Origin of the sequence: Xanthomonas sp. 3058 (assembly GCF_014199765.1) — a bacterium.
Classification (GTDB): Bacteria; Pseudomonadota; Gammaproteobacteria; order Xanthomonadales; family Xanthomonadaceae; genus Xanthomonas; species Xanthomonas campestris_B.
Map to the genome: position 1 here is coordinate 70,336 of NZ_JACHOF010000013.1, position 26,152 is coordinate 96,487.

A 26,152-nucleotide genomic window follows, 5' to 3' on the forward strand; every position below is an offset into this window, starting at 1 on the left:
GCAGTCCCCTACCGCCGTAGCCAGGCGATCAGCAACGCCACCGAACCGGCCGCGCCGCTGATCCAGCTCCAAACCGGCACCGTGCCCAGATACCAGCCATTCGGATGCAGGCCGTACAGCACCGCAGCGACCACCAGCAGGCCGCTACCGGTGATGGCGGTGACCACGCGCGTCTGCAGCTTGCGCAGGCTCACATCCAGCGCGCGCAACTCGGCCGAGCGGATATCGAGTTGATGGCGGCCTTCCACCTGTTGCTTCAACCAGCTGTGCACCAGCCGCGGCATGTCCGGCGCGTGGGTCATGATCTCCGGCAGCCGCTTGCGCAACTCGCCGAGCACGCGGCGCGGGCTGTAACGCTCGCGCAGGATGCGTTCGAGCACCGGTCGCGCCACCGCCCAGATATCCAGCTTGGGGTCGAGCTGGCGGCCCACGCCTTCGATGTTGAGCAAGGTCTTCTGCAACAGGATCAATTGCGGCTGCAAGGTCAGCTCGTAGCGCTGCGCCACGCGGAACAACTTGATCAGCACCTGCGCCAGCGAAATTTCCGACAGCGGCCGGGTGAAGTACGGCTCGCACACCGAGCGCGCGGCGGCTTCCAGTTCGTCGATGCGCACGTTGGACGGCATCCAGCCCGCCTCCACGTGCAGCTCGGCCATGCGGCGGTAATCCTTGTGGAAGATCGCCATGAAGTTCTCGGCCAGGTAGTACTGATCCTCCTGCGAGAGCTGGCCCATGATGCCGAAATCCAGCGCGATGAAGCGCGGATTGAGGCGGCGCTCCGGGTCCGAGTCGACCCAGATGTTGCCGGCGTGCGCGTCGGCATGAAAGAAATTGTCGCGGAACACCTGCGTGTAGAACACGCGCACGCCCTTGGCCGCCAGCGCCTTGCGGTCGATGCCGGCGGCATCGAGCTTGGCGATGTCGTCGGAGGGAATGCCGTACACGCGCTCCAGCGTGAGCGCGCGCTCGGCGGTGTGCGACCAGATCACTTCCGGCACGTACAGATCGTCCGAGCCTTCCCAGAACCGGCGCAGCACGCTGGCATTGGCGCCTTCGCGCTGCAGATCGAGTTCGGCCGACAGCGTGCCTTCGATCTCGGCCACCACTTCGCGCGGGCGGATCTTGTCCGCACGCGGGTGGGTGCGCTCGACCAGGGTGGCCAGCGAATGCAGCAACGCGATGTCGGCATCGATCTGGCGCTCGATGTCCGGGCGCAGCACCTTGACCACCACTTCGCGGCGCACGCCGTTGGCGTCCGGCGGCAACGTGGCCGCATGCACCTGCGCGATCGAGGCCGAGGCCAGCGGCACGGTGTCGAACGCGGCGAACGCCACGCTCACCGGCAGGCCGAGCGCACGCTCCACGATCAGCCGCGCGGCCTCACCGTCGAACGGTTTGACCCGGTCCTGCAGCAAGGTGAGTTCTTCGGCCACGTCGGCGGGGATCAGATCGCGCCGGGTCGACAGGATCTGGCCGAACTTGACGAAGATCGGCCCCAGCTCCTGCAACGCCAGACGCAGCCGCGCACCGCGCGATTGCGCGGCGATCTCGGCGCTGGCACGCGGCACGAACGGCTTGGCCACCCGCAGCCAGCGCTCGGCCGCGCTGCCTTGCAGCAGATCGTCCAACCGATAGCGCAGGATCACCCGCCCGATGCGGCTGGCGCGCAGCAGCGCCTTCATGGCGTGCCTCCGGTGGTGCGCAGGCGGCTCACGCGCGCAGCCATCCGTTCCACGTCGTCGCGCAGCTCGTCCACATCGTCGTGGAAGGCCTCGAGTTCGGCGCGCGGCACCACATCGCGCGATTCTTCGGTGACGAATTCGGCCGCGCTGTGCGCCAGATCCACCGCGCTGCGGCGCGCCTGCTGCAGCGCTGCACGCACCGCATTGGCAAGTTGCACGCCCAGGATCTCGCCGAACACCGCCACGAACGGCAATTGCCAATCCGGATCGAAGCGGCCGGCCAGTTGCTGCAGCTGGCGCGCCAGCTCGGCGTCGCCGGAAACCTTGAGCCGGCCGGCGGGTGCGCCGCTGCGGCGGGCGTTGGCCAGAAACGGCAGCTGGCCGAGCAAACCGGCCAGGCTGCTGCGCACGGCCAGATCCGGCTCCTGGGCCTGGTCCACCGGGCCAACCAGCAGCCGGCGCTCGTGCACGCGAATCTGCAGGGCCAGCGCCGGGGCTTCCAGGGTCAGCGCGATGCGTTGCCCCTCCAGTGGCAGCAGGGCGTCGCGGGTATCCGGGTCCAGCGCCAGCGCGCGGTTGAGCGCAGCTTGCAAAGCCTGGCCGGCGAGCGGCTTGAGTGAGTTGAACAGTGATCCGGGCATATGCACATTCTACCGTCCCTGCATGCCGCTACTGACTGAGCACGAAAGCGCGGGTGCATGTCCGGAGGCCGGCGCGGCGATCCTGGTCATGGCACGGACGCCGTGGCCGCAGGGCGGATCGACGCGCCCGCTTGCTGGATAGCCTGCAGGCCAACGGCGGTGCAGCAGTTACCGACCCGTTGCACCTCCTCCCCGCCGGGCGCTCACTGCGCGCGACACCGCAGGTGCCATGCGAGCACTGCAACCTCCAACCTCAAGCGCGGCGGGCGCGCAGGACCGCGAGCTGCGCGCGCTGTGCGGCGGGTCATCGCCCCTGGGTTGCAGGCTTTCGTCGACCTGCGCGCCACGGCATGCTGACGACCTCATCACACAGGTGGCAGGAGCAGGCAATGCGCAAGATCCGGGTCGGTCTCATCTTCGGCGGCAAGTCGGCCGAACACGAGGTCTCGCTGCAATCGGCACGCAACATCCTGGAGGCGCTCGATCCGCAGCGTTTCGAGCCGGTGCTGATCGGTATCGACAAGCACGGCCAGTGGCACGTCAACGACCCCGACAGCTTCCTGCTGCATGCCGACGATCCGGCGCGGATCGCGCTGCATCGCAGCGGGCGTGGCGTGGTCCTGCTGCCGGGCGCCCACCAGCAACAACTGCGGCCGACACAGCCGGACCAGGCGCTGGCGCAGATCGATGTGGTGTTTCCGATCGTGCACGGAACCCTGGGCGAAGACGGCTCGTTGCAAGGGCTGCTGCGCCTGGCCAATCTGCCGTTCGTCGGCTCCGGCGTGCTCGGCTCGGCAGTGGCGATGGACAAGGACCTGACCAAACGCGTGCTGCGCGATGCCGGCCTTGCGGTGGCGCCGTTCGCCTGCTTCAACCGCCACACCGCCGTACACGCCGATGTCGATGCGTTGATCGCGCAGTTCGGTTTGCCGCTGTTCGTCAAACCGGCCAACCAGGGTTCGTCGGTTGGCGTCAGCCAGGTGCGCAGCGCGGAGGCGTTTGCCGGCGCGCTGGCATTGGCGCTGGCATACGACCACAAGGTGCTGGTGGAGGCGGCGATTGCCGGACGCGAGATCGAATGTGCGGTCCTGGGCAATGCGACGCCGCAGGCCAGCGTCTGCGGCGAGGTGGTGGTGCACGATGCGTTTTATTCCTATGAAACCAAATACATCCGCGAACACGGCGCCGATCTGGTGATACCGGCCGACATCGATACGCAGACGCAGCAGCGCATCCAGCAAATCGCGGTGCAGGCCTACCAGGCGCTTGAGTGCGCCGGCATGGCGCGTGTGGATGTGTTTCTGTGCGCCGATGGCCGCATCGTCATCAACGAGGTCAACACCTTGCCGGGTTTCACCCGGATCAGCATGTATCCCAAACTGTGGCAGGCAAGCGGGCTGGACTATCGGGATTTGATCACGCAGTTGATCGAGCTGGCATTGCAGCGGCACGCCGACGATCAACTGCTGCGCAGCGCAGTGGACACGCCTGCGTGAGTCCGCCGCAGATCCGCGCGGTACAGCCGCATGATCATGCCGCATTGCTTGCACCCAACAATGCGTACGCCACCGCGTTGTCGTTGCTGGATGCCGATGGATTGGCCACGTTGCTCCAGCTGGCATGGTACGCACGCGTTGTCACGCCGGCGGACGGTCTGTTGATCGCGCTGGATCACACTGCCGATTACGCCAAACCGAACTTCGCATGGATGGCACAGCGCTTTGCGCGCTTCGTGTATGTCGATCGCATTGTGGTCGCCGCACACGCACAGGGGCGCAATCTTGCAACGCAGCTCTACGACGAACTCATCCGCAGCGCGCGTGCAGCGGCGCAGCCGCGGCTGGTGTGCGAGGTCAATCTGATTCCAGCCAATCCAGCCTCGCTGGCACTGCACCCTCAGCTGGGATTTGTACCGAGCGGCGATGCCCTGCTGACCAACGGCAAGCACGTGCACTACCTGGAGAAACTGCTGTGAAATCCACACGCAATTGTGGAACACGCCAAGACGCACATGGCCCGCCTCCTTTCGGAAGCGGGCCATGTGGGCGTCAACCAGCAGCGCCGCTGCGATGACTCATCGCAATCAGGCGTTATACCTTGCCGCGGCGGAACATCGAGATCACTGCCAGGATCAGGAACACCACGAACAGGATCCAGGCAATGTTGGTTGCTGCACCGGCAATACCACTGAAGCCCAGCACGGCAGCGATGATGGCGATGACGAAGAAGATGATGGCGTAATGCAGCATGGCAAGGATTCCAGAAGTTGTCGTGCCGAATCGGCGCAGACGTATCCTGAAGAAGTGGCGGTCTTTACCGGGTGATGGCAATGTCGTTGGAAGATGAGGATCGCAGCCGTTGCAGGCCTTCTTCGATGCTGATGTGCGGCACATAGCCGAAGTCACGACGTGCCGGTTCCATGCTGTACCAATGTGGCGTGCATAGCTGTTCGACCAGAAAACGCGTCAACGGCACTTCGCCAGGCAGACGCAACAGTGGCCACATGGTCTCGCACACCGCACCGATCCTGTATGCGGTCTTGAACGACAGCGAACGCGTCACGGCCGGTGCATCCACCGCCGCCAGCAGGCGGTTGAGCAACTCGCGCATCGGCAAGGGCTCGCCATTGGAGATGAAGTAGGCCTTGCCCGCACACGCAGCGTCCCGCGCGAGATGCGCGAACGCATCGAAATGCGCCAGCGCGGCGTTGTCGATGTAGGTGCTGTCCACCAGGTTGCTGCCATCGCCGACCATGCGCAGCCGCCCGGCGCGCGCGCGCGCGGCAAGACGCGGCAACAGGTGATTGTCGCCCGGCCCCCAGATCAGACGCGGACGCAAGGCCACCGTCGCCAGTTGCGCATCGTTGGCCGCCAGCACCGCGCGCTCGGCGATCGCCTTGGTCGCCGCATACGCCGCGCGCAGATCGTCGCCATACGGCACTTCATCGGCGCCCAAACCTTCGACCGGGTTGGTGGCGCGATGGGTCACGCTGGGCGTGGAGGTATAGATCAGGCGCGACACACCGTTGGCCCGGCATGCATCGAGCACGTTCTGCGTGCCCACCACATTGGCCTGGTGATAGCTGTCGTAGCTGCCCCATGCACCGGCCTTGGCAGCGTTGTGGAAGACCGCATCGATACCGGCGAAGGCATGCCGCACCGCTTGCGGGTCGGCCAGGTCGCCACGGATCTGGCCGACCCCCAACGTCTGCAGGACCGGGTAATCGCCGCGCTGGAAACTCACTACCTCGTGCCCGCGCGCGCGCAAACCGCGGCACAACGCCTGGCCGAGAAAGCCACCACCACCGGTCACCAGCACCTTCATTGCATCGCATCCATCGTTTCTGCAGGTCGCACACAATAGCCGGACCGGACCGTCATCGCGATGCGGCGCACCCGGGCGCGCACCTTTGGCATACGCAACCCATTGATCGCAAAGACCTTCATAAATCTTCATCGAGACATCAGGCAGTTCATTCGCCTTGCTGGCGTCATGGCCACACGTTCGATCGTTGGAGTCGCCATGAACCGTCTGCCACTGCTGTTGTCCTTCCTGTTCGCCGTCTCTGCGCTGCATGCTGCGCCGCCCGCTGCCGCGCCAACAACCGCCAACACAACAGCCACCACGCCAGCACCTGCCGCTCCAAAGGCCCCTACGCCACCTGCGCTGGATGACGGCTGGCCAGTCGCCAGCGCTGCCGCCACTGGCTGGAATCCCGCCGTGCTCGCGCAGATGGAACAGGCGCTGGCCACCGATCTGGCACCAGCTACCACCAGCGTACTGATCGTGCACAACGGCGTGCTGGTCTACGAACACTACCTTGGCGATGCCGATCGCCAGACCTTGCACGACACCCGCTCGCTGACGAAAAGCGTCACCGGGCTGCTGGTGGGTGCGGTGATCGAGCGCAACCTGATCCCAAGCACGCAAGCCAAGGTCTACGACTACTTCAGCGACCGCCAGTGGCAACATCCCGATCCAGGCAAGCGCGACATCAGCATCGAAGATCTGCTGACGATGAGCTCGCAGCTGGAATGCAACGACGACAACGCCTTCTCTGCCGGCAACGAGGAGCGCATGTACGTGAGTGCGGACTGGACCCAGTTCGCCCTGGATCTGCCGATCCGTGGCTATGCGCCATGGATGCAGCGGCCCGCGCAAAGTCCGCACGGTCGCGCGTTTTCGTACTGCACCGCAGGCTCCTTCCTGCTCGGTGCGGTGCTGGAGAAAGCCACCGGACAGCGATTGCAGGCATTCGCAGCCCAGGTCCTCGAAAAGCCGCTCGGTATCGAACACGCGCAGTGGAACGTGTCGTCCGAGGGAGTCGGCATGGGCGGCGGCGGCACGCGTTATCGCAGCCGCGATCTGGCCAAACTCGGCCAATTGCTGCTCGCACAGGGCCGTTGGCAGGGGCGCCAGGTGATTGGCGCAGACTGGATCCGCGCAATGACCAGCGTGCATGCGCAGGCACGCGAGGATGCCGATTATGGCTACCAGATCTGGCACTTCCTGTTTCCGGTGCGCGGCGTACAACGCGACACCTGGGCGATGTCCGGCAATGGCGGTAACTACGTATTCGTCGTGCCCGAGGAGCAGTTGGTGGTCGTGCTCACGCGCAGCGCCTACAACACCCGGCAGATGCACCAGCAATCGCATCGGTTGCTGAGCGACTATGTGCTCAAGGCGCTGCCCGAGAGCAACTAATCGTCTCAGCCCCGCTCGGACGTCGCATCTGCCGGCAGCAGATTGCGAGCACGCAGCTGCGCACGCTGGGCAGCAAGCTCCGCATCGATCCGTGCCAGCAACGCTGCAAACTCCGGCAGGCTTCGCAGGGGTTTGAGTAGCGGCGAATGACGTAAATAGCCGGCATTGCGATAGCCCGCCGTTTCGGCGCGTTGCAGCGCGCGCATTGCCGCCTCGGGTGCATCCGCACACAGCAGCAGCACTGCCGCATCGATCGCATCGAACGGGTCGCCGCCACGTTCCACGCTGACCAGCAACTCCTGTGCGTGCGCATGCAGCGTTGCGGTCATCGGTACCGGCTGCGCGTGCAATGCCCACGCAACCGTCTGCGCGAAACTGCCTTGCGGACGCAACTGCAGTGCATGCAGCGCCGCGCTGTGTGCAAGCGAGGTGTCGCCACGCATCCACGCAAGCTCGGCCTGCAATACCCACAGCCCTGCATAGGCAGTGCCGCGACCCAGCGCTTCGTTCAGCGCGGTCTGCGCCTCTGCCGCACGGCCGTGTTCAAACAAGAAGGTGGGCCAGGCCAGATTGGAAAACGCATTGTCCGGATACAGCTGAAAATTGTTCCGATAGCGCGCTTCGGCCGCACTGGCATAGCCGAGCAAGCTCAAATTGCTGGCGATCTGGATCGGCAGAAAGCGTACGCGCGTGGGATCACGCACCGCCAGGTTGGCCGACAACGCCTGCACCAGCTTTCCTTGTCGCTCGTACAGATAAGCGGCCGAGCCGCGCACCGCGTCGGCGTTGGGATCCAACTGCAATGCGCGCTCGTAGGCGGTCAGCGCATCGGCATTGCGGCCCTGACAATCCAGCGCATAAGCGCGCGCGGCATGCGCTGCGGCAAGGCGCGGTTGCGCAGCCACCACGCCATCGGCCAGTTGCAAGGCCTGCAGTGCGAATCCGGTATCGGCGTCGTATTGGCACACGCGCGCACTGTAGGCGCGACTCAGACCGAGCTGTGCCTGCCGATCGTCCGGTGCATCCTGCAAGCGCTGCCGATATAAGCCGATGGCGCGTTCGTTGTCGTCGCGCTGGCCGATGCCGGCGTAGTAATCGGCGCGTTGCAACACGGCCGCTTGTGCTGGTGGCGCCTCACGCGACTGCAGCCACCAGATTGTGCCAACACCAACGCAGGCCAGCAGCGCGCAAGCGGCAAGGATCCAGCCTGCATGACGGCGTACGGCACCTGCGGGCGGCGCTTGCTCCTGCTGCACCGGCACGCACAGTTGATAGCCCTGTCCGCGCACCGAGCGCACATAGCGCGGCTGCCGCGAGTCATCGCCCAAGGCCTGCCGCAACAAGCGCACGCGCTGGGTGACGGTTTCCTCGTTGACCAGCGCCGGCGCCCATACGTTCTGGATCAACTCGTCGAAATCGACCACCCGCTGCCCCTGCTGCAGCAAATAGTGCAGCAGGTGGAAACTCAGCCCGCCAACCCCCAGCACGACGCCGTCGCGCTCCACGCGCTGACGCGCCACATCGATGCGCAGGTCATCCAGTCGATAACGCGCGCGCATTCTGGGGCTCGGCGCTACTGCTGCGCCGCCCAGACCGCCAGCGTTTCGCGGCCGATCTTGGCGTTGTGGCGGATGTCCACCGGAAACCCGGAATGGCGCAGGAAACGCGCGATGCCTGCGGTGTGCGAATGCGCTGCACCCAGCGCACGCAATGCAGCTTCCACGTCCGCAAACGCCGATGCCGCAACGCCTGGCTGCAGTTCCACGCACAGCACCGGTTGCTGCTGTCCAGGCGCGCCGATACCGACCAACGCGGTGCGCCGCACCTGCGGATGCACGTTGAAGACCGGCTCCACCTGTTCGGTATAGAGCGGCCCGGTGGCCGTTTCCACGCGGTGGGTCTTGCGCCCGCAGAACCACAAGCGTCCTTCGGTATCGAAGTAGCCCACATCGCCCATGCGATGCACGATGCGGTCGCTGCCGTCCACGTTGCGCTCGCGGATCTTGGCAATCCGCGTGGCCGCATCACGGTTGAAGTAGGTATCGGTGGTGGTGGGGCCGGCGACGGTGATCTCGCCAACCTCGCCCACCGCCAGCACGCGCACGCCGCTCCAGTCGGGAATGGCCGCATCGTCGATGGCGATGATGCGCACTTCATTGGGCGCTACCACGTGGCCCACACAGGTGCCGGCGCCGGCCTCGGTGGCGGCGCGGGTGGCGTCCAGCGTGCGGCCTTCGATCGCGGCCACCGGCAGACATTCGGTGGCGCCGTACGGCGTCCAGAATTGCGCATCTGCCGGCAGCAACGCGCGGATCCTGGCCACCACATCCGGCGGTACCGGCGCACCGGCCGAGGTGGCCAGGCGCACGTTGGGCAAAGGCTGGCCATAGTCCGCCAGCACGCGCATCAACGCCGGCGAGCCGAACAACTGGGTCACTCCGAAACGGTCGATCGCATCGTGCAACTTGCGCGGATCGGCAGTGGCCGGGCGGGTCGGATCCATATCCGGAATCACCGAGGTCAGCCCCAATGCCGGATCGAACAAGGCAAACGGCGGGAACGTCGGCAAGTCCACGCCACCGGGCTGCATGCCGAACGCATTGCGCAGCAACTCGATCTGGCCGACGAAGTGCCGGTGCCGGTACACCACGCCCTTGGGCACGCCGGTCGAGCCGCTGGTGAACAAAATGGCCGCCACATCGTCCGGCCCGGTGTCGGCCAGCTGACTGCCGGCGCCGGCGCCATCGCGCTCCACGCGCGCCAATGTCACTCCGCCCCAGCCGTAACGGCCACCGACGCTGACGATCTGTTTGGCCGAGCGCGCCCAACGCAACAGACGGCGCGCCAGCTGCGCAAGCGGAATGCCGATAAACGCCTGCGGCTGCGCTTCGTCCAGGCATTGCTTGAGCGCGCGCTTGTCGATGCCCGGATCCACCAGCACCGGCACCGCACCGGCCTTGAACAACGCGAACATCAGCAGAAAGAATTCCGGCGACGGCCGCACCATCACCACCGCGCGCACGCCGCGTCCGATGCCGTGCAGCGCCAGGCCAGCGGCGATCGCATCGCTGCGCGCGTCCAGTTCGGCATAGCTCAAGGTCACGTCGTAGGCAGCAAAGCCATTGGCGGCACGGCGGCCCGGACAACGGATGGCAATCTGCGCGGGGCGCTCGCGCGCCAGGGTCGGCAGGGTGGCGGCAATATTGCATAAAGGCGTCGTCATCGCCGCATTATCACTCATGCGCCGGCCGCACTGTCCGCTTGCGGCACGCTCAACCTCACCCGCGCGATGGCGGGCCTGTTCGTCGCACATCGGCTGTCGTCCTGATCGCGCTTCATCGGGCGACCAGGCCGCTCCGCGGGGGGGCACGCACGCAGCAATCCCATTGTGCAAGTCGCAACGCTGCGCGCCCTCGCCGACCTTGCGCAGATGAACCGCTAACCCGCACGCACCTTCGCCACTTGTATCGCGCCGTGGTTCGGTCAGAATGCCGCGCTCTCCACGTTGTTTTGCCGCGCAAGGCCCGGCACCCATGGCACATCCCTGCCTTACCTGCGGCGCTTGCTGCGCCTACTTCCGCGTCAGTTTCCACTGGAGCGAAGCCGACCCCGGGTTGGGCGGCAGGGTGCCGATCGAGCTGACCGATTCCTTGCGCACGCACGAGCGGGTGATGCGCGGCACCTCACAAACGCAACCGCGCTGCATCGCGCTGGATGCGGACATCGGCCGCTACAGCCGCTGCAGCATCCACGACCGCCGCCCTTCTTCCTGCGCCGCGGTACCGGCCTCGCTGGAATTCGGCCAGCGCAGCGCGCAATGCGACAAGTCGCGGCTGGCGCATGGTTTGCATGCGCTCAGTGAGGCCGATTGGGTCGGCGTGGACGACGCACAGCGCAATCCGCTGCCACTGCTGTAACGGCCTCGCCGCAGCGAGTGCGTGCACTTTTGTTGACAGCAGCCGACACAGCACGTGACGCGGCCGATGCTCGGCATCGGCCGCGTCACTGATGCAATCCAGTTCCTGCGCACGCTCGCGCCTATCTGCCGAGCGCGCGGTGTGCTGGTAAACGGGTTACAGCGGATTGCGCTCCAGGAATGCGCGAATCGCCGGCACCAGCACCTCGTGCTTGTCTTCCAGCACGTAATGGTTGGCATCGTCGAACGCAGTCACCTCGGCAGTCGGCAATGCCTTGCGAAAGCCGGCCAGGAAGTGTTTGTCGAAACAGATATCGCGCAGCCCCCAGGCGATGAACGCCGGGCGATCGGCAAACGACGGCAATGCCTGCGCCGAGCGCTCCAGCAACGACCAACCCTTGTCGGCCGGCGACAACGGAATATCCTGCATGAAGCGAATGGTGGAGATGCGGTTGCGCCAATTGTTGTACGGCGCAACATACGCGCGACGCACGGCGGCCGGCATTCGCCGCGATACGCCAAACCACGAAGCGCCGGACGAAAACGCATTGAACGTGCGGATAAACCACTCGCCCGGCCGCCAATGCCGGCCCATCGCAATCTGCCACGGCATCGGTTTCTCCGGCGGCAACGGGAATGCGGCTGTGTTGGTGATCACCAGCCGCTTGACCTGCGCGTGATGCGATAACGCCCAGCAGAATCCGATCAAGCCGCCCCAATCGTGCACCGCCAGCGTAATCGGGCCGGTGATGTCCAGATGCCGCAACAACGTGTCCAGATCGTCCACGCGCGACTGCAGCGTGTACTCGTAACGCGGCTGCGCGTCGGGCGCATCGTCCGGCTTGTCCGACAGCCCCATGCCGATATGGTCGGGCACGATGCAGCGATAGCGATCCGACAGCCCGCTCACCAGGTTCCGCCACAGATAGCTCCACGACGGATTGCCGTGCAGCATCACGACCACTTCGCCATCGCGCGGACCTTCGTCCAGATACGACATCGCAATACCGGGTCGCACCTCAAGGCGCTTGGGAGTGAAGGGATAGCCTGGGTAGTTCATGGATCTCTCTATTCGCTAAAGCCTGGACTGGGTATGTCTGGCAATTCGCCAGCTACATCACCGCGACGGAATCGAAAATACGCTGGATTTATCTGCATCGTCGACAGCGGACGTGCGCAAACCGATCGCTCACAGCGGCTGCGCTCCTTCGCTGAGGATGTCGAGATAAGCCTGATAGGCAAAGACGCGATGCCGCTGCTGGCCAGTGAGTTCGTTGACGATTTCCAGCTCCTGCAGGGTGCGCACCGCGGCACGGATGGTGGGCGCACTAAGTGACAGGGTAGGAGCCACTTGCGGCACCGCCAGCACCACGCGCCGCGCGAACTGCTCAAACACTAGGCCGACGTTACCTGCTCGCTGGCCCAAAGCTGCAATGCGAGCACGGTCACGTGCCAACAGTGCCAACAGACGCTGCGCCGTGTCGACGGCTTGTTGCGCGGTCTCCGCCACGCCATCCAGAAAGAAACCAAGCCATCCTTCCCAATCACCGTTGAGTCGCACCGCATTGAGGCGATCGTAGTAATCGGCACGACGGCGCTTGAAATACAGGCTCAAATACAGGCTAGGCTCTCGCAGCACGCCTTCGCTGCACAGAATCAGGGTAATCAGCAGCCGTCCCAATCGGCCATTGCCATCGCTGAAGGGATGGATTGTTTCGAACTGCACGTGGGCAAGCGCCGCCTTCACCAACGGCGGCACCGGGCCCTGCGGCGCATGCAGAAACTGTTCGAGTGCCGACAGCGCGTCGGGCAATGCATCTGGCGGTGGCGGAACAAAGTGTGCAAGTGCGGGCAAGGCCCCGCCGACCCACACCTGACTACGGCGGAATTCACCTGGCTGCTTGCCGGCACCACGGCCACCCTGCAGCAGCAACGCATGCATTTCGCGGATCAAACGCAGCGACAGCGGGAAATCGTCTTCGCGCAGGCGCCGCAAGCCATGGTTGAGGGCCGCGACATAGTTGGACACTTCTTCGACATCGTCGATAGGCACGCCCGGCGCGGCATCCATTTCAAACAGCAGCAGATCCGAAAGCGATGACTGGGTTCCTTCGATCTGGGACGACAGCAAGGCTTCCTTGCGGATGTACTGATAGAGGAACAGTTCGGGGTCCGGCAGCATCAGTGTGATGCCATCCAGTCGCCCCAATGCCTGGTCGGCGCGCTCCTTGCGCGCCACCAGTTCCGACTCTGCGAAATCCAATGCCGGCAAGGGCGGCAATGGATCAGGAACAAACGCTTGGTAACGGCTCCCGGCAAGAGCGCCAGGGACGTAATGTCCGGTGATGCGGTGGCCCATTATCTTTCCTTACAGCCCGCAATCGTTCTTGCAAGGAAATTTAGATACCACTTTTTTTCCTAATTGGCGACATTACCCAGCATAAAAACAGCCCATGCCGGGCAACATCAGCGGCTTACCAAACCACTTCCGCCATCGAGCAATTCAGCCCCGACCCGATGCCCAGCAGCGCAATCCGGTCGCCTTTCTTCAAGCGGCCCAGTTCCTTGAGCTTGCTCAGTACGATCGGCACCGATGCGGGACCGATGTTGCCGTGTTCGCCAAAGATGGTCATCACCTTGGCCGGGTCGATGCCGAACGACTTTACGAACGCAGCGGTGTGCGGGCGGCTGACCTGGTGGATGACGAACTGGTCCAGCTCGTCCACCGCCCAGCCGAGCACCTGCTTGGCGGCCACAAAGGTCTTCTGTGCCAGCTTGATGCCTTCGATCAGCAGCAGGCGGGTGTCGGTGACCATGCGGTCCAGGTTGCCCCGGCACAGCTTGTTCCACTCGGTAGCCGAGCGGGTCACGCCACCTTTGTAGCGCGGTGCGTCCGGCACCAGCTCGGTGCGTGCCATCACCATGGCCGCCGCACCGCAGCCCAGCGTCAGCGCCGCGAGTTCATTGCGGAACTCTTCTTCGGTGACGTCCGGCGAGGTCATGCGCTCCAGCGTCTTTTCGTAGACCAGGTTGGCGGTCTCGCCGTCGACGACCAGCGCGTAGTCGATCTCGCCGCGTTCCAGCATGCGGGCGGCGATGTCCATCCCGTTGATGAAGGCGAGACAGGCGTTGGCGACGTCGAAGGTGACGCAATGGTCACTGACCCCGAGATTGCCGGACACGATGGAGGCGGTGGACGGCTCCAGGTAATCACGGCTCACCGAGGTGTTGACCAACAGGCCGATCTTCTCGATGCCGATCCCGGCGTCGATCAGGGCCTTGCGTGCGGCCTGGGTGGCGGCATCCGATGCCTGGACATCCTGGTCCCACAAGCGCCGTGCATGGATACCGGCAACGTCGCCCAACACGTCGGTCTTGATTCCGAGGCGGTCGTAGGTCGGTTGCAGGCGCTCGTTGATTTCCTTGGAAGTCAGCGTGTGCGGCGCATCAATATGCGCCAGTCCCGCGATGGAGACATTCTGGAAGAGCATCGAAGTAGCGCCATGGCGTCAGGCGAGGGGGCGCTAGTCTAGCCGCTGGCTGGTTTTACCGCATCTTTACAATTGAACCGCCCTCGCCCCAGCACAACCGTTCAGCGCGGCGGGCAGCGGAAGGCGCTGAAACGCTGGCTGCCATCGGCCGGCTGGCCCTGGGCCTGGACCGTGTTGGCATTGGCTCCGGGCGCTTCGTTGCGGGCCAGGGTTTCCAGTTCTTCCTGCACCCGCAACGGGTTGCGGTTATAGAAGCCGACCTTGCTCTTGACCGACACAACCACCTCACCCTGCTGCTGACACCCCGCTGGCACAGGGCCTGCGGGCAGGACCTGCACGCCTTTACCGCTTTGTTCGATCGGCACCCAGGTACAGGCCGCGGTGGTGGCGGCAACCAGAACAGACAGCATCAGCACGCGCATAAGTCTTAGACACCGAAGGGTAAAGCCCGATTGTGCCGCAGTTGCCTGGTGGCGATCAGGTCCTGGCAAGCGGGTGCCACACCCTCATTCAGCGCAATGGCCTGGGCCTGAATCGCCCGATGCAGCCGCCCTGTTGGGCTGTCCGCCGGTCGCGTACCCGTCCAGGTGTCCGGACGCGGACACTGCGCCGCAGAATAAACCCTTTTAAAAACAACGGCCTGAACTTGGCATGCAGGTTGCTTTGCTTCAAGCAGCGCATCCGACTATTGCTCGAAAATGACTTTAAGCTGAACGAAAATAGATTCGCAGCGAAAGTTCTTGTGAATACCGAAACGGTGTACTACCTTACTACCACACCACCACTTAACAACACCAAGAGACCTCGCCATGAAGACCCAGACCCTGCGCATCGCCCTCTCCGCCGCGCTGCTCGCCGGCACCGCCCTGGCCGGTTTCGCCCAGGCCGCCAGCCTGACCACGCTGGATACCGTCCAGGTGCGCCCGTCTGCTGAGCAGATCGCGCAGCAGATGCTGGAGCGCCACAGCGACATCCGCACCCTAGCCGCCGTGCAGGTGCGTCCGTCCGCTGCACAGCGCGCTGCCCTGGCCGCCGAGCAGGCCGGCCCGCGTATCGCCACGCTTGCCGCCGTGCAGGTGCGCCCGTCGGCCGACCAGCGCGCCGAGTTGATGGTGCGCAGTGCACCCGCCGCTGCGCAGGCCAGCTCTGGTCAGGCCGCTGTCGCAATCGGCGCACTGGTCGGCCAGGTCATCGTCAACCTGCCGGTGCCGCAGCTGCAGCCCGCGCCGATCGAACTGGAAGCGCTGGTCAACGCCGCCATCAGCCTGTAAGCACGCGCGCAGCTACACTTGCGCGCATGTCAGCCCCCGTCCTCGATGTCATCCTGTTCCAGCCGGAAATTCCGCCCAATACGGGCAACGTGATTCGCTTGTGCGCCAACACCGGCGCGCGCCTGCACCTGATCGAGCCGCTCGGCTTCGACCTCAGTGACAAGCAACTCAGACGCGCCGGCCTGGACTATCACGAATACGCAAGCCTGCAGGTGCACGCCGACCTGCGCACCGCACTGGCCGCAATCGCACCCAGGCGTGTGTTTGCGTTGAGCACCCGCAGCACCGTGCGTTACGACACACCGCAATTTGCCGATGGCGATGCCTTCTTGTTTGGCCCGGAGACACGCGGCCTGCCCGCCGACGTGCTGGACTCCATCCCGCAGCAGCACCGGCTACGCCTGCCGATGCGCCCGGACAATCGCAGCCTCAATCTGTCCAACACCGTTGCGGTGATGGTGTTCGAAGCCTGGCGGCAATGGAACTTCAACGGCGGCCAGTAAGCGCGCTGATCGAGGCGGCCACACGACGGGCGTGATTGATTTCCATGATGCCCAGGCGACCACCTGATGCCCGCACGCCACCGGACCGACAGGCTGATGATCGCCCTGCGCATCATTGGCGCGCACGCGACGCTCGCTGGCGATAATGCGGCTGATGGTTCTGATGGCAGCGTCTTACTGCGCCGCTTGCACGCCGGTCGTTGCCTGCAACATGCCGCGACATCCGGCCCATAACGCCACTGCCAACAACGCGATCGCCCCCAGCGCCAGAAACGCGATGCGATACCCGAACGCATGCGCCAGCCAGCCACCGAACGCCGGGCTCAGCGATGCGCCGATGCCTTGGACCGTCATCACCGCGCCCTGGCCGACATTGATGCGTCCGGTACCCTGCAGCAACCGCGCCACCAGGGCCGGCACCACCACGCTCTGCAAGCCGGCGCCGAGTCCGTCGAGGATCTGCACCGGAAACACGCCCCAGCCGTGGATCACCGACGCGGCCACCAGCGCGCGTAACGGCAACGCCATGAAGGCGATCAACAGCACCCACCAATGCCCATGCACGCGGATCCAGCGCATCGCCAACAACGCCACCACCATCATCGTGGCCTGCGCGACCACAATCGTGGTGGCGGTCAACGCGCTCGGGTCGCCCGCATGCGCCGCGACGATCGCCATGCCGTACAGCGGCAGCATCGCCGCGTTGCCCAGGTGGAACAGCGCCAGTGTCACCGCCAACAACGCCAGCGGGCGGCAGGTCAGCAGGACACGCCAACCGCTGAGGCCATTGGCACCGTCGGCATCGCCCAGACCGCGTGCGGCGCGGTCGTCGATCGCAGCGGATGGAATCAGCAGCACCGCCGCAAGCGCAAACACGCCGAACACCGCAGTGAGCAAGAACACGGCGCCGAATCCGTAGCGCCACCCCAACCAGCCGGCCAATACCGCCGCCAGCATGTTGCCGGCATGGTTGGCGAATTGATTGCGCGCCAGTTGGTGATCGAATCCGCGCGCTTTCACCAGTCCCAGCGTGATACCGGTGAGCGCGGGGCCGATGCCGGCCGCCGCCAATGCCGAGACGACCTGCGCGGCGACCACGCCGGAGGAGGTCGGGCGCAGCCAGATCAATGCGGTCGCCAACAGGATCGCCAGGCAGCCGATGACCACCACGGTGCGTTTGCGCCGGGTGGCATCGACCAGGGCGCCGGCCGGCGTGGTGGCGAGCATGCCGGCGATACCGCCCACGCTCATCACCGTGCCGATCGCCGCCACCGACCAGCCTTTCGATTGCAGGAACACGCTGAGGAACGGCCCCAGCCCGTCCTGCACATCGGCCACGCTGAAATGCAAGGCCTCCAGCGCGCGCGTGCCACGCGGCCGGCGTGATCGGGTCATGCGCATCGGCATGCCCGGCGGCGCCATGCGATGCCGTTGCACACGCCTGCATGCAAGGCAACGGTGATCGCACGGTTTTCACTCCAACGCGGCAGCCACATCGTAAGGCTCCTAGTGCTTGGGCTTGGGCTTGTCTGCATCGGGGCCATGCGGCGGATGCGCGATCGGCTTCAAGGTGGCGGCCTTGGCGCCCAGGGCGTGTGCATGGATCAGTACACCGTGCGGCGTCGTTCTGGCATCGCCTTCGGCCACCAGCGGCTTGCCGACCACCAATTGCCTGGAAAAATCAGCGCCGGCATGTGGTGGAAACCGCACTGTCACCTCGTCATCGAGCAACACGCCATGCACCTGTCCGTGCGGGCCGTGCAACAAGCGCGCGATGGTCCCGCTGTGCTGGGTGTGCTGCGGCTTCGGCGGCTTGCCGGCGGGTGGTTTGGGCTTGGGCTTGGCATGCGGCCCGTGCGGGCCGTCATCGACAATCCGCTTGCCGCCATCCGGATCGATCGCCAGGGCCACCAGCATGTCCACATCGCGCGGCTTGAGGCCACGCACGGTCAACGCACTGCCGGGCTTGAGCGCCTTGAGCAAGGCGGCGGACAGATGCGGCGGCGTGTGCACCTCGGTGCCGTCGGTCAGCAGCAGGCCATCGATATCGGCCTTGGGATTGAGCAGAAAGCGCGCCAGCGTGCCGCGGGTTTCGGGAAGGAAATCGGGATCGACCCAATGCATGGTGTTACTCCAACAAGGTAGGACCGGCCAAACGCCGGCAAGCCGCACCCATGACCCGGTGTCCGGACATGGGCGCGCAGATATGCAACGCGATAGCGCTCTATGCGACCGGCGTGCCGCCGATCAGAGCCCTGCCGGCGGCGGCGGCGGCGGCGGCGGCACCGGACCATCGGGCTGCGGCGTGTTGAACAGCGCGCGCTGCGAGGAGCGGTCGCGGCCCAGTCGAGTCGCCTCGATCGCACGGCCGTCCGGGGTGGCCACGCCAAATCCACTTGCGCTCAACGGCGCGCCCACGCGCAACAGGTCGGCGAACATCATCGCCAGATGCGGCGGCATCCGCACCACGGTGCCATCGCTCACCAACGCGCCGTTGACATCGCCGGCCGGGCCATAGACCAGGCGGCGGATCGTGCCGTCGGACTGCAGCGGGGTCAGTTGGGCCTGGGTCGGCGGCACCGGCGGCGGCGCGCCGAAGGTGGGGGGACGATCGACCACCTCGCGGCCGCTGCGGCCGGAGCGGATCGCGTTGGCCTGCAGGACCGGCAGGTCGCCCAGGCGGAAGCCCTGCACGACCACGCTGTCGCCGGCACGTACGGCGGCCTTCAACTCGGCCGACAGATGCGGCGGGAACCCCACCTGGGTGCCGTCGCGCAGCCACAGGCCATCGGCCTCGCCATTGGGATTGAGCATGAAGCGCTCGACCGTGCCGGACACGCTCACCGGGGTGGCGGCCACCGGGCCCGGCGGGCCGCCGACCGGACCACCGGGCGCACCGGGACCAACCGGCGGGGGCGGCGGAACCTGCGCGGCGGCGGCGGCCACGGTGCAGGCCAGTGCGAAAGCAAGAGCGGTTTGACGAATCATGGACTGTCTCCAAAGCGGCAGGAGGACCGCTGGCAGGTAGAACAAAGCAGCTATCGTGCCAACTCCCAATCCATTGTTTTTAAAGTGTTTTTATGGTCTTTCCCACACATATCCCGTCCGCGTTTCATACACTCCTGTCCGCTTTGGAGACACTCGCCACGGGCATGTCGCTACAGTCCGTGCTCTTCGAGCTTGCGATACAACAGCTGGCGATGAATGCCGAGCCGGCGCGCGGCTTCGGCACGGTTACCGCCGCTCTGTGCCAATGCGTCCCGGATCATCTGCTTCTCCAGTCGCGCCACCGCTTCGGGCAAGGTGCCTTCCACCGCCGCCATCGTCATGGGCTGCTCGGCACTTTCGCCCAGTGCCTCGTCCAGATCCTCGGCGGCGATGCTGTGGCCGCGCACCAGCAGCTGGCTGCGTTGCATGACGTTACGCAGTTCGCGCACGTTGCCGGGCCACGGATAGGCCAGCAGCCGCGCTTGCGCATCCGCCGACAACACCCGTGCTGCAGCGTCGCCAGTGCGCAGGAAGTGCTGCGCCAGCAGCACGATATCCTGGCCGCGTTCGCGCAGCGGTGGCAGTTCGATCGGCACCACGTTCAAGCGATAGCGCAGGTCGCTACGAAATTTCCCGTCCGCGACCCAGGCCGCCAGATCACGGTGAGTGGCCGCCAACACGCGCACGTCCACTTTCTGCGCACCGCGCCCGCCCAGCGGCGTCACCTCGCCTTCCTGCAGAAAGCGCAGCAACTTGCCCTGCATCGGCAACGGCATGTCGCCGATTTCATCCAGGAACAAGGTGCCGCCATCGGCTTCGCGGATCAGGCCGATGCGATCACCGGTCGCACCGGAGAACGCCCCCTTGCGGTGGCCGAACAATTCGCTCTCCATCAACTCCAATGGAATGGCCGCGCAATTGACCGCGACAAACGCTGCATCGGCGCGCGCGCTGGCACGATGCAAGGCACGCGCAGCCAATTCCTTGCCGGTGCCGGTCTCGCCGGTGATCAACACCGGCAAATCGGAGGCTGCCGCCAGCCCGATGCGTTTGTGCACGGTGCGCATCGCCGGGCTGTGGCCGACCAGGGCATCGTCCTCCTCGGCCGGCGCGTCAGCCGCAGCGTCCGCGGCCGCGTCATCGACGCGGCTCAGCAAGGCGCGCTGCACCACCTCGACGATATCGGCACGCCCCACGGGCTTGACCAGATGATCGAAGGCGCCGAGCGTCATCGCTTCGATGGTGTTACCGCTGGATGCGTATGCGGTCAGCATGACCAGGGGCACCTGTCGTGCGCGTGCATCGTCAGCGCGCGCACGCAGCACGTCGATGCCATCCATCCCGGGCATGCGGAAGTCCACGAACGCCAACGCGATACCGCCCTCGTTCAAGCGCGCCAATCCGTCCGCACCGTTGTCCACCGCAATGACCGTATGCCCGAGCGAACGCAGCGTTGCCTGCAAGGTGCCGAGAAACGCGGCGTCGTCATCGATGATCAGGATGCGCGCCATGGCAACTCCACAATGAAATGGGTCACGCCATCGGCGTGCGTGTAGTGCGCCTGCCCGCCATGCGCGCGCGCGATCTCGCGTACCAGCGCAAGCCCGAGACCGTTGCCGTCGCTGCGACCGCTGACGAATGGCTCGAACAACTGCGCGGCGATCGGCTCGGCGATGGCCGCGCCATGGTTGGACACCCGCAGTTGCAACAGACTGTCGCTGGCACTCGCGTCCACGACCACCGCGCTGCCTGCATCGGCATGTTGTAGCGCATTGCGCACCAGGTTGTGAACGGCGCGCCCGAGCTGTTGCGGGTCCAGTGTCCACGGCAACGGCGTGGCGGGCGCGCGCAACTGTGGCGGCGGTGCGCCGGGCGGTAGCAGGGCCGGCTCCAGCAGCGCCGCCAGCCAGTCCTGCACGACGACAGTTTCCAGTTGCAGACGGATCGGCTGCACCATGCCGAGCAGGCTTTCGACCACGCCATCCAGACGTCGAATCTGCGCAAGCATCAAGGCGCCATGCGCCACATCGTCCGGCGTGCCCTGGCGAGCGGCGATCTCGTTTTCCACTGCCAGGCGCATCGTGGCGATGGGATTGCGGATTTCATGCGCGACCGTGGCCGTCAGGCGCCCGAGCGCAGCCAGACGCTCGTGACGCGACAACTCGTCGGCCAGCCGCCGTGTCTGCGCCAGCGCATGCGCGTTGCGCTGCGCGTAATCGGTGACGGCCGCGCCCAGCCGATCCAGCTCGGGCGCGCCGGTAATCGGAATCTGCGGCGTTTCGGTGTCTGCCGCCAGCGCCTGTTGAATGCGATGCAGACGTTGACTCCAGCGCCGCACCACCACGCCCAGCGCAATGGCCGACACCGCCACCAAGGTAAAGATCAGCAGCATGCCGACCACCAACGGGCGCCACGCATCCGAATTGCTGGCCGGTACGCGCGACATCGTCCACGCCGCAGTGCCGGGCGCCATCGGGCAGGCGCTGATCAGCAGCACCTCGCGGCTGCCATCGCGACGAAATTGCACGATTTTCTTGCCGACCGCACTTTGCCGCGCGGTGCTGACAATCGTGGCCCACTCGGCGGCGGGGATATCGGTCTTGTGATCGCTGCCGTCGTAGGTGGGATAGGCGTATGCAATGAAGCCCTTGTCGAGATTCCACACCCCGCCTTCAACGCCTGGGGCGTCGGCCAGCACCAGTTGCACCACCACCGCCGCCAGCCCGGCGCCATTGTCGCCGCTGCGCGCGGCCTCGCTTGCGCCGGCATAGCGCTGCACGATACGCGTGCACTGGGCGGTCAATTGCTGGCGTGCTTCATCCAGCCGCACGCCTTCGGTCTGTTGATACAGGCCGTACAACATCGTGGCCACCCCCACGCAGGCGGCCACGATCACCACCCAGATCAGCAACAGTTGGCGTAGCAGGGAACGAGGCATGCAGAACGGTCCGAAGAAGACGTGCGGTGATGGAATGCGGCGCAGGTGTCAGCGCATGTTGGTCTTGACCAGATCGATCACTTCATCGCCGCGCCCACTCATCACCGCCTTGAGCAGATACAGGCCCATGCCCTTGGCCTGCTCCAGCTTGATCGCGGGCGGCACCGCCAGTTCCTGCGTGGCGATGCGCACATCCACCAGGGCCGGACCCGAATGCGCAAACGCCTGCCGCAATGCGCGCTCCAGCTGCGACGATTCATCGACACGGATGCCCAGGATACCCATCGCGTTGCTCATCGCAGCAAAATCCGGGTTCTGCAACGCGGTGCCGGTATCCAGATAGCCGGCGGCCTTCATTTCCATCGCCACAAATCCCAGCGACGCGTTATTGAACACCACGATCTTCACCGGCAGACGCAGCTGCGCCAGCGAGATGAAGTCGCCCATCAACATCGCAAAGCCGCCATCGCCAGACAGCGAGATCACCTGACGCCCCGGAAACGCCGCCTGCGCGCCCAGGGCCTGCGGCATCGCATTGGCCATCGAACCGTGGTTGAACGAACCCAGCAATCGGCGTCGTCCGTTCATGCGTAGATAGCGCGCCGCCCACACCGTCGGCGTGCCGACATCGCAGGTGAATACCGCATCGGGGTCGGCAATCTGGCTGATCATCCGCGCGACGAATTGCGGATGCAGCGGCGCGCCAGGGTCTGCCGGCACCGCCAGATCGTCCAGCCCTTCGCGTGCCTTGCGGTAATGCGCAAGCGACTTGTCCAGGAAGTCGCGCTTCTCGCGCCGCTGCAGGTGCGGCAGCAAGGCGGCGATGGTTTCGCCCACATCCGCTGCGATACCCAGCTGCAACGGCGTGCGCCGTCCCAGCGCACTGGGATCGCGATCCACCTGCACGATGGTCGCGTCCTTCGGATAGAACTGCCGATACGGAAAATCCGTGCCCAGCATGACCAAGGTGTCGCAGTTGAGCATGGCGTGGTAGCCCGAGCTGAAGCCGATCAGGCCGGTCATGCCGACATCGAACGGGTTTTCCCACTCCACGTATTCCTTGCCACGCAGCGCATGCACGACCGGCGCACCCAGGATGTCGGCCAGTGCCACCACCGCATCGTGCGCGCCGGCGCAGCCGCTACCGCACAACAGCGTGACCGCCTCGCTCTGCTGCAACAGCTCGGCCAGTTGCCGCACATCCTCGGCAGCCGGCAACACGCGCGGCTGGCGCAGTTGCGGCCAGGCCGTCGAGGCGTGCCTGTCGATGTCCAGCAGCGCGATATCGCCCGGGATTACGACCACGGCAACGCCCTGCTGCAGGATCGCCGCACGCATCGCCCGATGCAGCACCTCCGGCAACTGCGCTGGGTTGGTGACCAATTCCACGAAGTGACTGCACTCGCGGAACAGCTGCTGCGGATGCGTCTCCTGAAAATAATTCAGCCCGATCTCGGACGAAGGAATATGTGCGGCGATCGCCAGCACCGGCTGGCGACTGCGATGGCAGTCGAACAGCCCGTTGATCAGGTGCAGGTTGCCCGGACCGCAGCTGCCCGCACACACGGCTAGCTGGCCGGTCACCGCCGCTTCGGCACCGGCAGCGAATGCGGCCACTTCTTCGTGGCGCACATGCATCCACTCGATCGTCTGCATCTCGCGCAAGGCGTCGGTCAAGCCATTGAGGCTGTCGCCGGTGACACCCCAGATCCGCTCCACACCCGCGCTCTGCAGCGTCTCGGCCAGGAACCGCGCCAACGTCTTCTTCTTCGCCACGATGCAGCTCCACGCATGTTCAACAAGCCTGGCATGCTCCCAGCGACAGCGTCAGAGCAATGTGCTGGGATCCCTGTGCCTGCCAAAGAATTCGCTGGGAAACAGGCAGGTGTACACGCGCGCCTCATATCCAGCACGTGTAAGCGCCAACCCATCACACTTTGTGCGTGATTACGCGTGTTGCAGCTTGATGACAAGAAAGCGCAGCTGAACTGGGTGCGATGATTCACGCACCGGTCAGTTCAAAATTCAGGCCGCGTTCCATCGAATAACGGAGAATTTACATCTCGGCAGCGAACGGCATCCGCCTCAGCGCCGGCCCAAACCATAAGTACAGGTATCGACCATGAAGACTTCACTGCTGGCCCTCGGCCTTCTCGCAGCCCTGCCGTTTGCGGCCTCCGCTGCTGAAAACCTCTCCTACAACTTCGTCGAAGGCGACTACGTGCGCACTCCGACCGAAGGCCGCGACGCTGATGGTTGGGGCGTGAAGGCGTCTTACGCCGTCGCTCCCAACTTCCACGTGTTCGGCGACTACAGCAAGCAGAACGCTGACGACGACGACAACGTGTTCGAAAGCTCCAACTCCGATTTCCAGCAATGGGGCGTCGGCGTGGGCTACAACCACGAAATCGCCACGAGCACCGACTTCGTTGCCCGCGTTGCCTACCGCAAGCTGGACCTGGACACCCCGAACATCAGCTTCGACGGCTACAGCGTTGAAGCCGGTCTGCGTAACGCCTTCGGCGAGCACTTCGAAGTCTACGCGCTGGCTGGTTACGAAGATTTCTCCAAGAAGCGTGGCGTCGATATCGGTGACAACTTCTACGGCCGCCTCGGCGCCCAGGTCAAGTTGAACCAGAACTGGGGCATCAACGGCGACATCCGTATGGATGGCGACGGCAACAAGGAATGGTCGGTCGGCCCGCGCTTCAGCTGGTAAGCCGCACGTTTGACGGCAACGCGACTCTCTCTCCCGCGTTGCATTGGAAGCCCGGTCCCACGACCGGGCTTCTTTCTTTTGGGCGATTGGTTGGCCGTGACGCACGCGTCCATGGCCCCCGCGCAGCGTCCACATGCTGCACGCCTGCGCAATTACGCCACGCAGCGACAGATGTGAGCCGATGCACGCGAGCAACAAAAAAGCCCGGCGATGCCGGGCTTTTTTGTTGGTTCTGCGCAGCGCAATCGCCGCGACACCGCGCTCAGGTGAACAAGGTCTGCGGATACTCGGGCTTGCGCTCGCGTGCCAGCAATTCCTTCAATCCCGCTTCCGGGGTGATCTCGCCATGCAGGACCGCACGCACGGCGTTGGAGATCGGCAACTCGATGCCGTGCTGTTCGGCCTGACGCATGACTTCATCGGCCGTCTGCACCGATTCAACCACCTGGCCGATCTCGCGGATCGCATCGCTCAGGCTCTGACCGCGTCCCAACGCCAACCCCAGCCGGCGGTTACGCGACAGATCGCCGGTCGCAGTCAGCACCAGATCGCCCAGACCGGCCAATCCCATCAGCGTCTCCGGGCGCGCACCGATCACTGCGGCCAGGCGCAGCATCTCGTTCAGGCCACGGGTGATCAACCCGGCGCGTGCATTGAGGCCCAGTTGCATGCCATCGGCCACGCCGGTCGCCACCGCCAGGACATTCTTCATCGCACCGCCCAGCTCGGCACCCACCATGTCATCGCCGGTGTAGGCGCGGAACGTGGGGCCGTGCATGGCGTCGGCGACGATTTGCGCGAACGCCGCGTCGTCGCCGTGCACGGTGACGGCAGTCGGCAGACCGAGCGTGACTTCCTTGGCGAACGACGGCCCGGTCACCACCGCGAGCGGAACGTCGCCGAGGATGTCGCGCGCCACTTCGTGCAGGAAACGCCCGGAACCGGGTTCGAATCCCTTGGTCGCCCAGGCAACGCCGACCGTGGCCGGACCCAGCGGTGCAATCAATTTGACCGTTTCGGTGAACGCATGCGACGGCACCACGACCAGAATCCAGTGTGCGTCGGCGATGGCCAGCTGCAGATCGGTGGTGGCCCGCAGGCTTTCGGGCAGCGCAATGCCGGGCAGATAGCGCAGGTTCTCGTGGCGTTGGTCGATGGCATCCACCATCGATGCATCGCGTCCCCAGAGCACGGTCGGGTGACCGTGTCTGGCAAGCAGCGCGGCCAGGGCAGTGCCCCAGGAACCGGCGCCGAGAACGGCGATCTTGTGTTTCACATCGCTCATTGGCACCACAACGC

General features: G+C 65.2%; 24 protein-coding genes. 7 read left to right on the forward strand and 17 right to left on the reverse strand.

The genetic code is table 11. From position 1 onward, the window contains the following. Window positions 1-8: 8 nt before the first annotated feature. Both ubiB and GGR61_RS15275 read right to left on the reverse strand, forming a co-directional pair. Entirely contained in the window at window positions 9-1,682 is a 1,674-nt protein-coding gene (gene ubiB / locus GGR61_RS15270) for a ubiquinone biosynthesis regulatory protein kinase UbiB (protein ID WP_184622419.1), read from the reverse strand. Then, entirely contained in the window at window positions 1,679-2,323 is a 645-nt protein-coding gene (locus GGR61_RS15275; protein WP_184409290.1) for an SCP2 sterol-binding domain-containing protein, read from the reverse strand. The genes ubiB and GGR61_RS15275 overlap by 4 nt, the downstream gene beginning before the upstream one ends. A gap of 389 nt (window positions 2,324-2,712) precedes the next feature. Between GGR61_RS15275 and ddlA the strand changes: the two genes are divergently transcribed. Beyond that, complete coding sequence (gene ddlA / locus GGR61_RS15280) at window positions 2,713-3,819, forward strand: D-alanine--D-alanine ligase (protein WP_184622420.1); 1,107 nt, start codon at window positions 2,713-2,715, stop codon at window positions 3,817-3,819. Further along, window positions 3,816-4,298, forward strand: a complete 483-nt coding sequence (locus tag GGR61_RS15285) for a GNAT family N-acetyltransferase (protein ID WP_184622421.1) — start codon at window positions 3,816-3,818, stop codon at window positions 4,296-4,298. Before ddlA ends, GGR61_RS15285 begins: the two co-directional genes overlap by 4 nt. Window positions 4,299-4,413: 115 nt before the next feature. Here the strand turns inward: GGR61_RS15285 and GGR61_RS15290 are convergent, their stop codons facing one another. Then, window positions 4,414-4,572: a DUF1328 domain-containing protein gene (locus GGR61_RS15290; protein ID WP_003468167.1), complete on the reverse strand. Its 159-nt coding sequence runs from the start codon at window positions 4,570-4,572 to the stop codon at window positions 4,414-4,416. A 64-nt stretch (window positions 4,573-4,636) separates the two neighbouring features. After that, entirely contained in the window at window positions 4,637-5,647 is a 1,011-nt protein-coding gene (gene oleD, locus GGR61_RS15295; RefSeq protein ID WP_184622422.1) for a 2-alkyl-3-oxoalkanoate reductase, read from the reverse strand. Window positions 5,648-5,845: 198 nt separating this feature from the next. Here oleD and GGR61_RS15300 point away from each other — a divergent pair, with 198 nt between their 5' ends. After that, the gene (locus GGR61_RS15300) at window positions 5,846-7,027 is read left to right on the forward strand and encodes a serine hydrolase (protein ID WP_260288028.1); all 1,182 of its coding nucleotides are present in this window, start codon (window positions 5,846-5,848) and stop codon (window positions 7,025-7,027) included. Window positions 7,028-7,032: 5 nt separating this feature from the next. Here GGR61_RS15300 and GGR61_RS15305 read toward each other — a convergent pair whose 3' ends face one another. Continuing rightward, on the reverse strand, window positions 7,033-8,586 hold the full coding sequence (locus GGR61_RS15305; protein WP_184622423.1) for a winged helix-turn-helix transcriptional regulator: 1,554 nt from the start codon (window positions 8,584-8,586) through the stop codon (window positions 7,033-7,035). A gap of 14 nt (window positions 8,587-8,600) precedes the next feature. Continuing rightward, the gene (oleC, locus tag GGR61_RS15310) at window positions 8,601-10,250 is read right to left on the reverse strand and encodes an olefin beta-lactone synthetase (protein WP_184622475.1); all 1,650 of its coding nucleotides are present in this window, start codon (window positions 10,248-10,250) and stop codon (window positions 8,601-8,603) included. Window positions 10,251-10,560: 310 nt separating this feature from the next. Here oleC and GGR61_RS15315 point away from each other — a divergent pair, with 310 nt between their 5' ends. Beyond that, complete coding sequence (locus tag GGR61_RS15315) at window positions 10,561-10,944, forward strand: YkgJ family cysteine cluster protein (RefSeq protein ID WP_184622424.1); 384 nt, start codon at window positions 10,561-10,563, stop codon at window positions 10,942-10,944. Between the two features lie 156 nt (window positions 10,945-11,100). Here the strand turns inward: GGR61_RS15315 and GGR61_RS15320 are convergent, their stop codons facing one another. The 4 genes from GGR61_RS15320 to GGR61_RS15335 all read right to left on the reverse strand — a co-directional run bounded on the left by GGR61_RS15320 (window position 11,101) and on the right by GGR61_RS15335 (window position 14,856). Continuing rightward, the gene (locus tag GGR61_RS15320; RefSeq protein WP_184622425.1) at window positions 11,101-12,003 is read right to left on the reverse strand and encodes an alpha/beta fold hydrolase; all 903 of its coding nucleotides are present in this window, start codon (window positions 12,001-12,003) and stop codon (window positions 11,101-11,103) included. Window positions 12,004-12,132: 129 nt separating this feature from the next. Continuing rightward, complete coding sequence (locus tag GGR61_RS15325; RefSeq protein ID WP_184622427.1) at window positions 12,133-13,302, reverse strand: Fic family protein; 1,170 nt, start codon at window positions 13,300-13,302, stop codon at window positions 12,133-12,135. 115 nt (window positions 13,303-13,417) lie between these two features. Next, the gene (locus GGR61_RS15330) at window positions 13,418-14,434 is read right to left on the reverse strand and encodes a 3-oxoacyl-ACP synthase III (protein ID WP_184409282.1); all 1,017 of its coding nucleotides are present in this window, start codon (window positions 14,432-14,434) and stop codon (window positions 13,418-13,420) included. Window positions 14,435-14,535: 101 nt separating this feature from the next. Continuing rightward, window positions 14,536-14,856 (reverse strand): DUF4156 domain-containing protein, encoded by a 321-nt coding sequence (locus tag GGR61_RS15335; protein ID WP_184622429.1) that lies wholly within the window; start codon window positions 14,854-14,856, stop codon window positions 14,536-14,538. A gap of 387 nt (window positions 14,857-15,243) precedes the next feature. Between GGR61_RS15335 and GGR61_RS15340 the strand changes: the two genes are divergently transcribed. Both GGR61_RS15340 and GGR61_RS15345 read left to right on the forward strand, forming a co-directional pair. Continuing rightward, complete coding sequence (locus GGR61_RS15340; RefSeq protein WP_184409281.1) at window positions 15,244-15,705, forward strand: hypothetical protein; 462 nt, start codon at window positions 15,244-15,246, stop codon at window positions 15,703-15,705. A 26-nt stretch (window positions 15,706-15,731) separates the two neighbouring features. After that, window positions 15,732-16,208, forward strand: a complete 477-nt coding sequence (locus GGR61_RS15345; RefSeq protein ID WP_184622431.1) for a tRNA (cytidine(34)-2'-O)-methyltransferase — start codon at window positions 15,732-15,734, stop codon at window positions 16,206-16,208. Window positions 16,209-16,382: 174 nt separating this feature from the next. On the opposite strand, the gene GGR61_RS15350 is transcribed toward GGR61_RS15345, so the two are convergent. The 6 genes from GGR61_RS15350 to poxB form a co-directional block, all read right to left on the reverse strand. Further along, entirely contained in the window at window positions 16,383-17,609 is a 1,227-nt protein-coding gene (locus GGR61_RS15350) for an MFS transporter (RefSeq protein WP_184622477.1), read from the reverse strand. A 105-nt stretch (window positions 17,610-17,714) separates the two neighbouring features. Then, window positions 17,715-18,332: a hypothetical protein gene (locus tag GGR61_RS15355; protein WP_184622433.1), complete on the reverse strand. Its 618-nt coding sequence runs from the start codon at window positions 18,330-18,332 to the stop codon at window positions 17,715-17,717. A gap of 123 nt (window positions 18,333-18,455) precedes the next feature. Next, the gene (locus GGR61_RS15360) at window positions 18,456-19,196 is read right to left on the reverse strand and encodes a hypothetical protein (protein WP_184622435.1); all 741 of its coding nucleotides are present in this window, start codon (window positions 19,194-19,196) and stop codon (window positions 18,456-18,458) included. Window positions 19,197-19,366: 170 nt separating this feature from the next. Further along, on the reverse strand, window positions 19,367-20,707 hold the full coding sequence (locus tag GGR61_RS15365) for a sigma-54 dependent transcriptional regulator (RefSeq protein ID WP_184409277.1): 1,341 nt from the start codon (window positions 20,705-20,707) through the stop codon (window positions 19,367-19,369). After that, entirely contained in the window at window positions 20,692-22,134 is a 1,443-nt protein-coding gene (locus GGR61_RS15370; RefSeq protein ID WP_184622437.1) for a HAMP domain-containing sensor histidine kinase, read from the reverse strand. Before GGR61_RS15370 ends, GGR61_RS15365 begins: the two co-directional genes overlap by 16 nt. Window positions 22,135-22,182: 48 nt before the next feature. Then, window positions 22,183-23,892, reverse strand: a complete 1,710-nt coding sequence (gene poxB, locus GGR61_RS15375; protein WP_184622479.1) for a ubiquinone-dependent pyruvate dehydrogenase — start codon at window positions 23,890-23,892, stop codon at window positions 22,183-22,185. 364 nt (window positions 23,893-24,256) lie between these two features. Here poxB and GGR61_RS15380 point away from each other — a divergent pair, with 364 nt between their 5' ends. Then, window positions 24,257-24,853 (forward strand): diffusible signal factor-reguated Ax21 faimly virulence factor, encoded by a 597-nt coding sequence (locus GGR61_RS15380; protein ID WP_184409275.1) that lies wholly within the window; start codon window positions 24,257-24,259, stop codon window positions 24,851-24,853. Window positions 24,854-25,115: 262 nt separating this feature from the next. Here GGR61_RS15380 and GGR61_RS15385 read toward each other — a convergent pair whose 3' ends face one another. Then, window positions 25,116-26,138 carry an NAD(P)H-dependent glycerol-3-phosphate dehydrogenase gene (locus GGR61_RS15385; protein WP_184622439.1) on the reverse strand — a complete coding sequence of 341 codons (1,023 nt, stop codon included), beginning with the start codon at window positions 26,136-26,138 and terminating at the stop codon, window positions 25,116-25,118. Window positions 26,139-26,152: the final 14 nt, after the last annotated feature.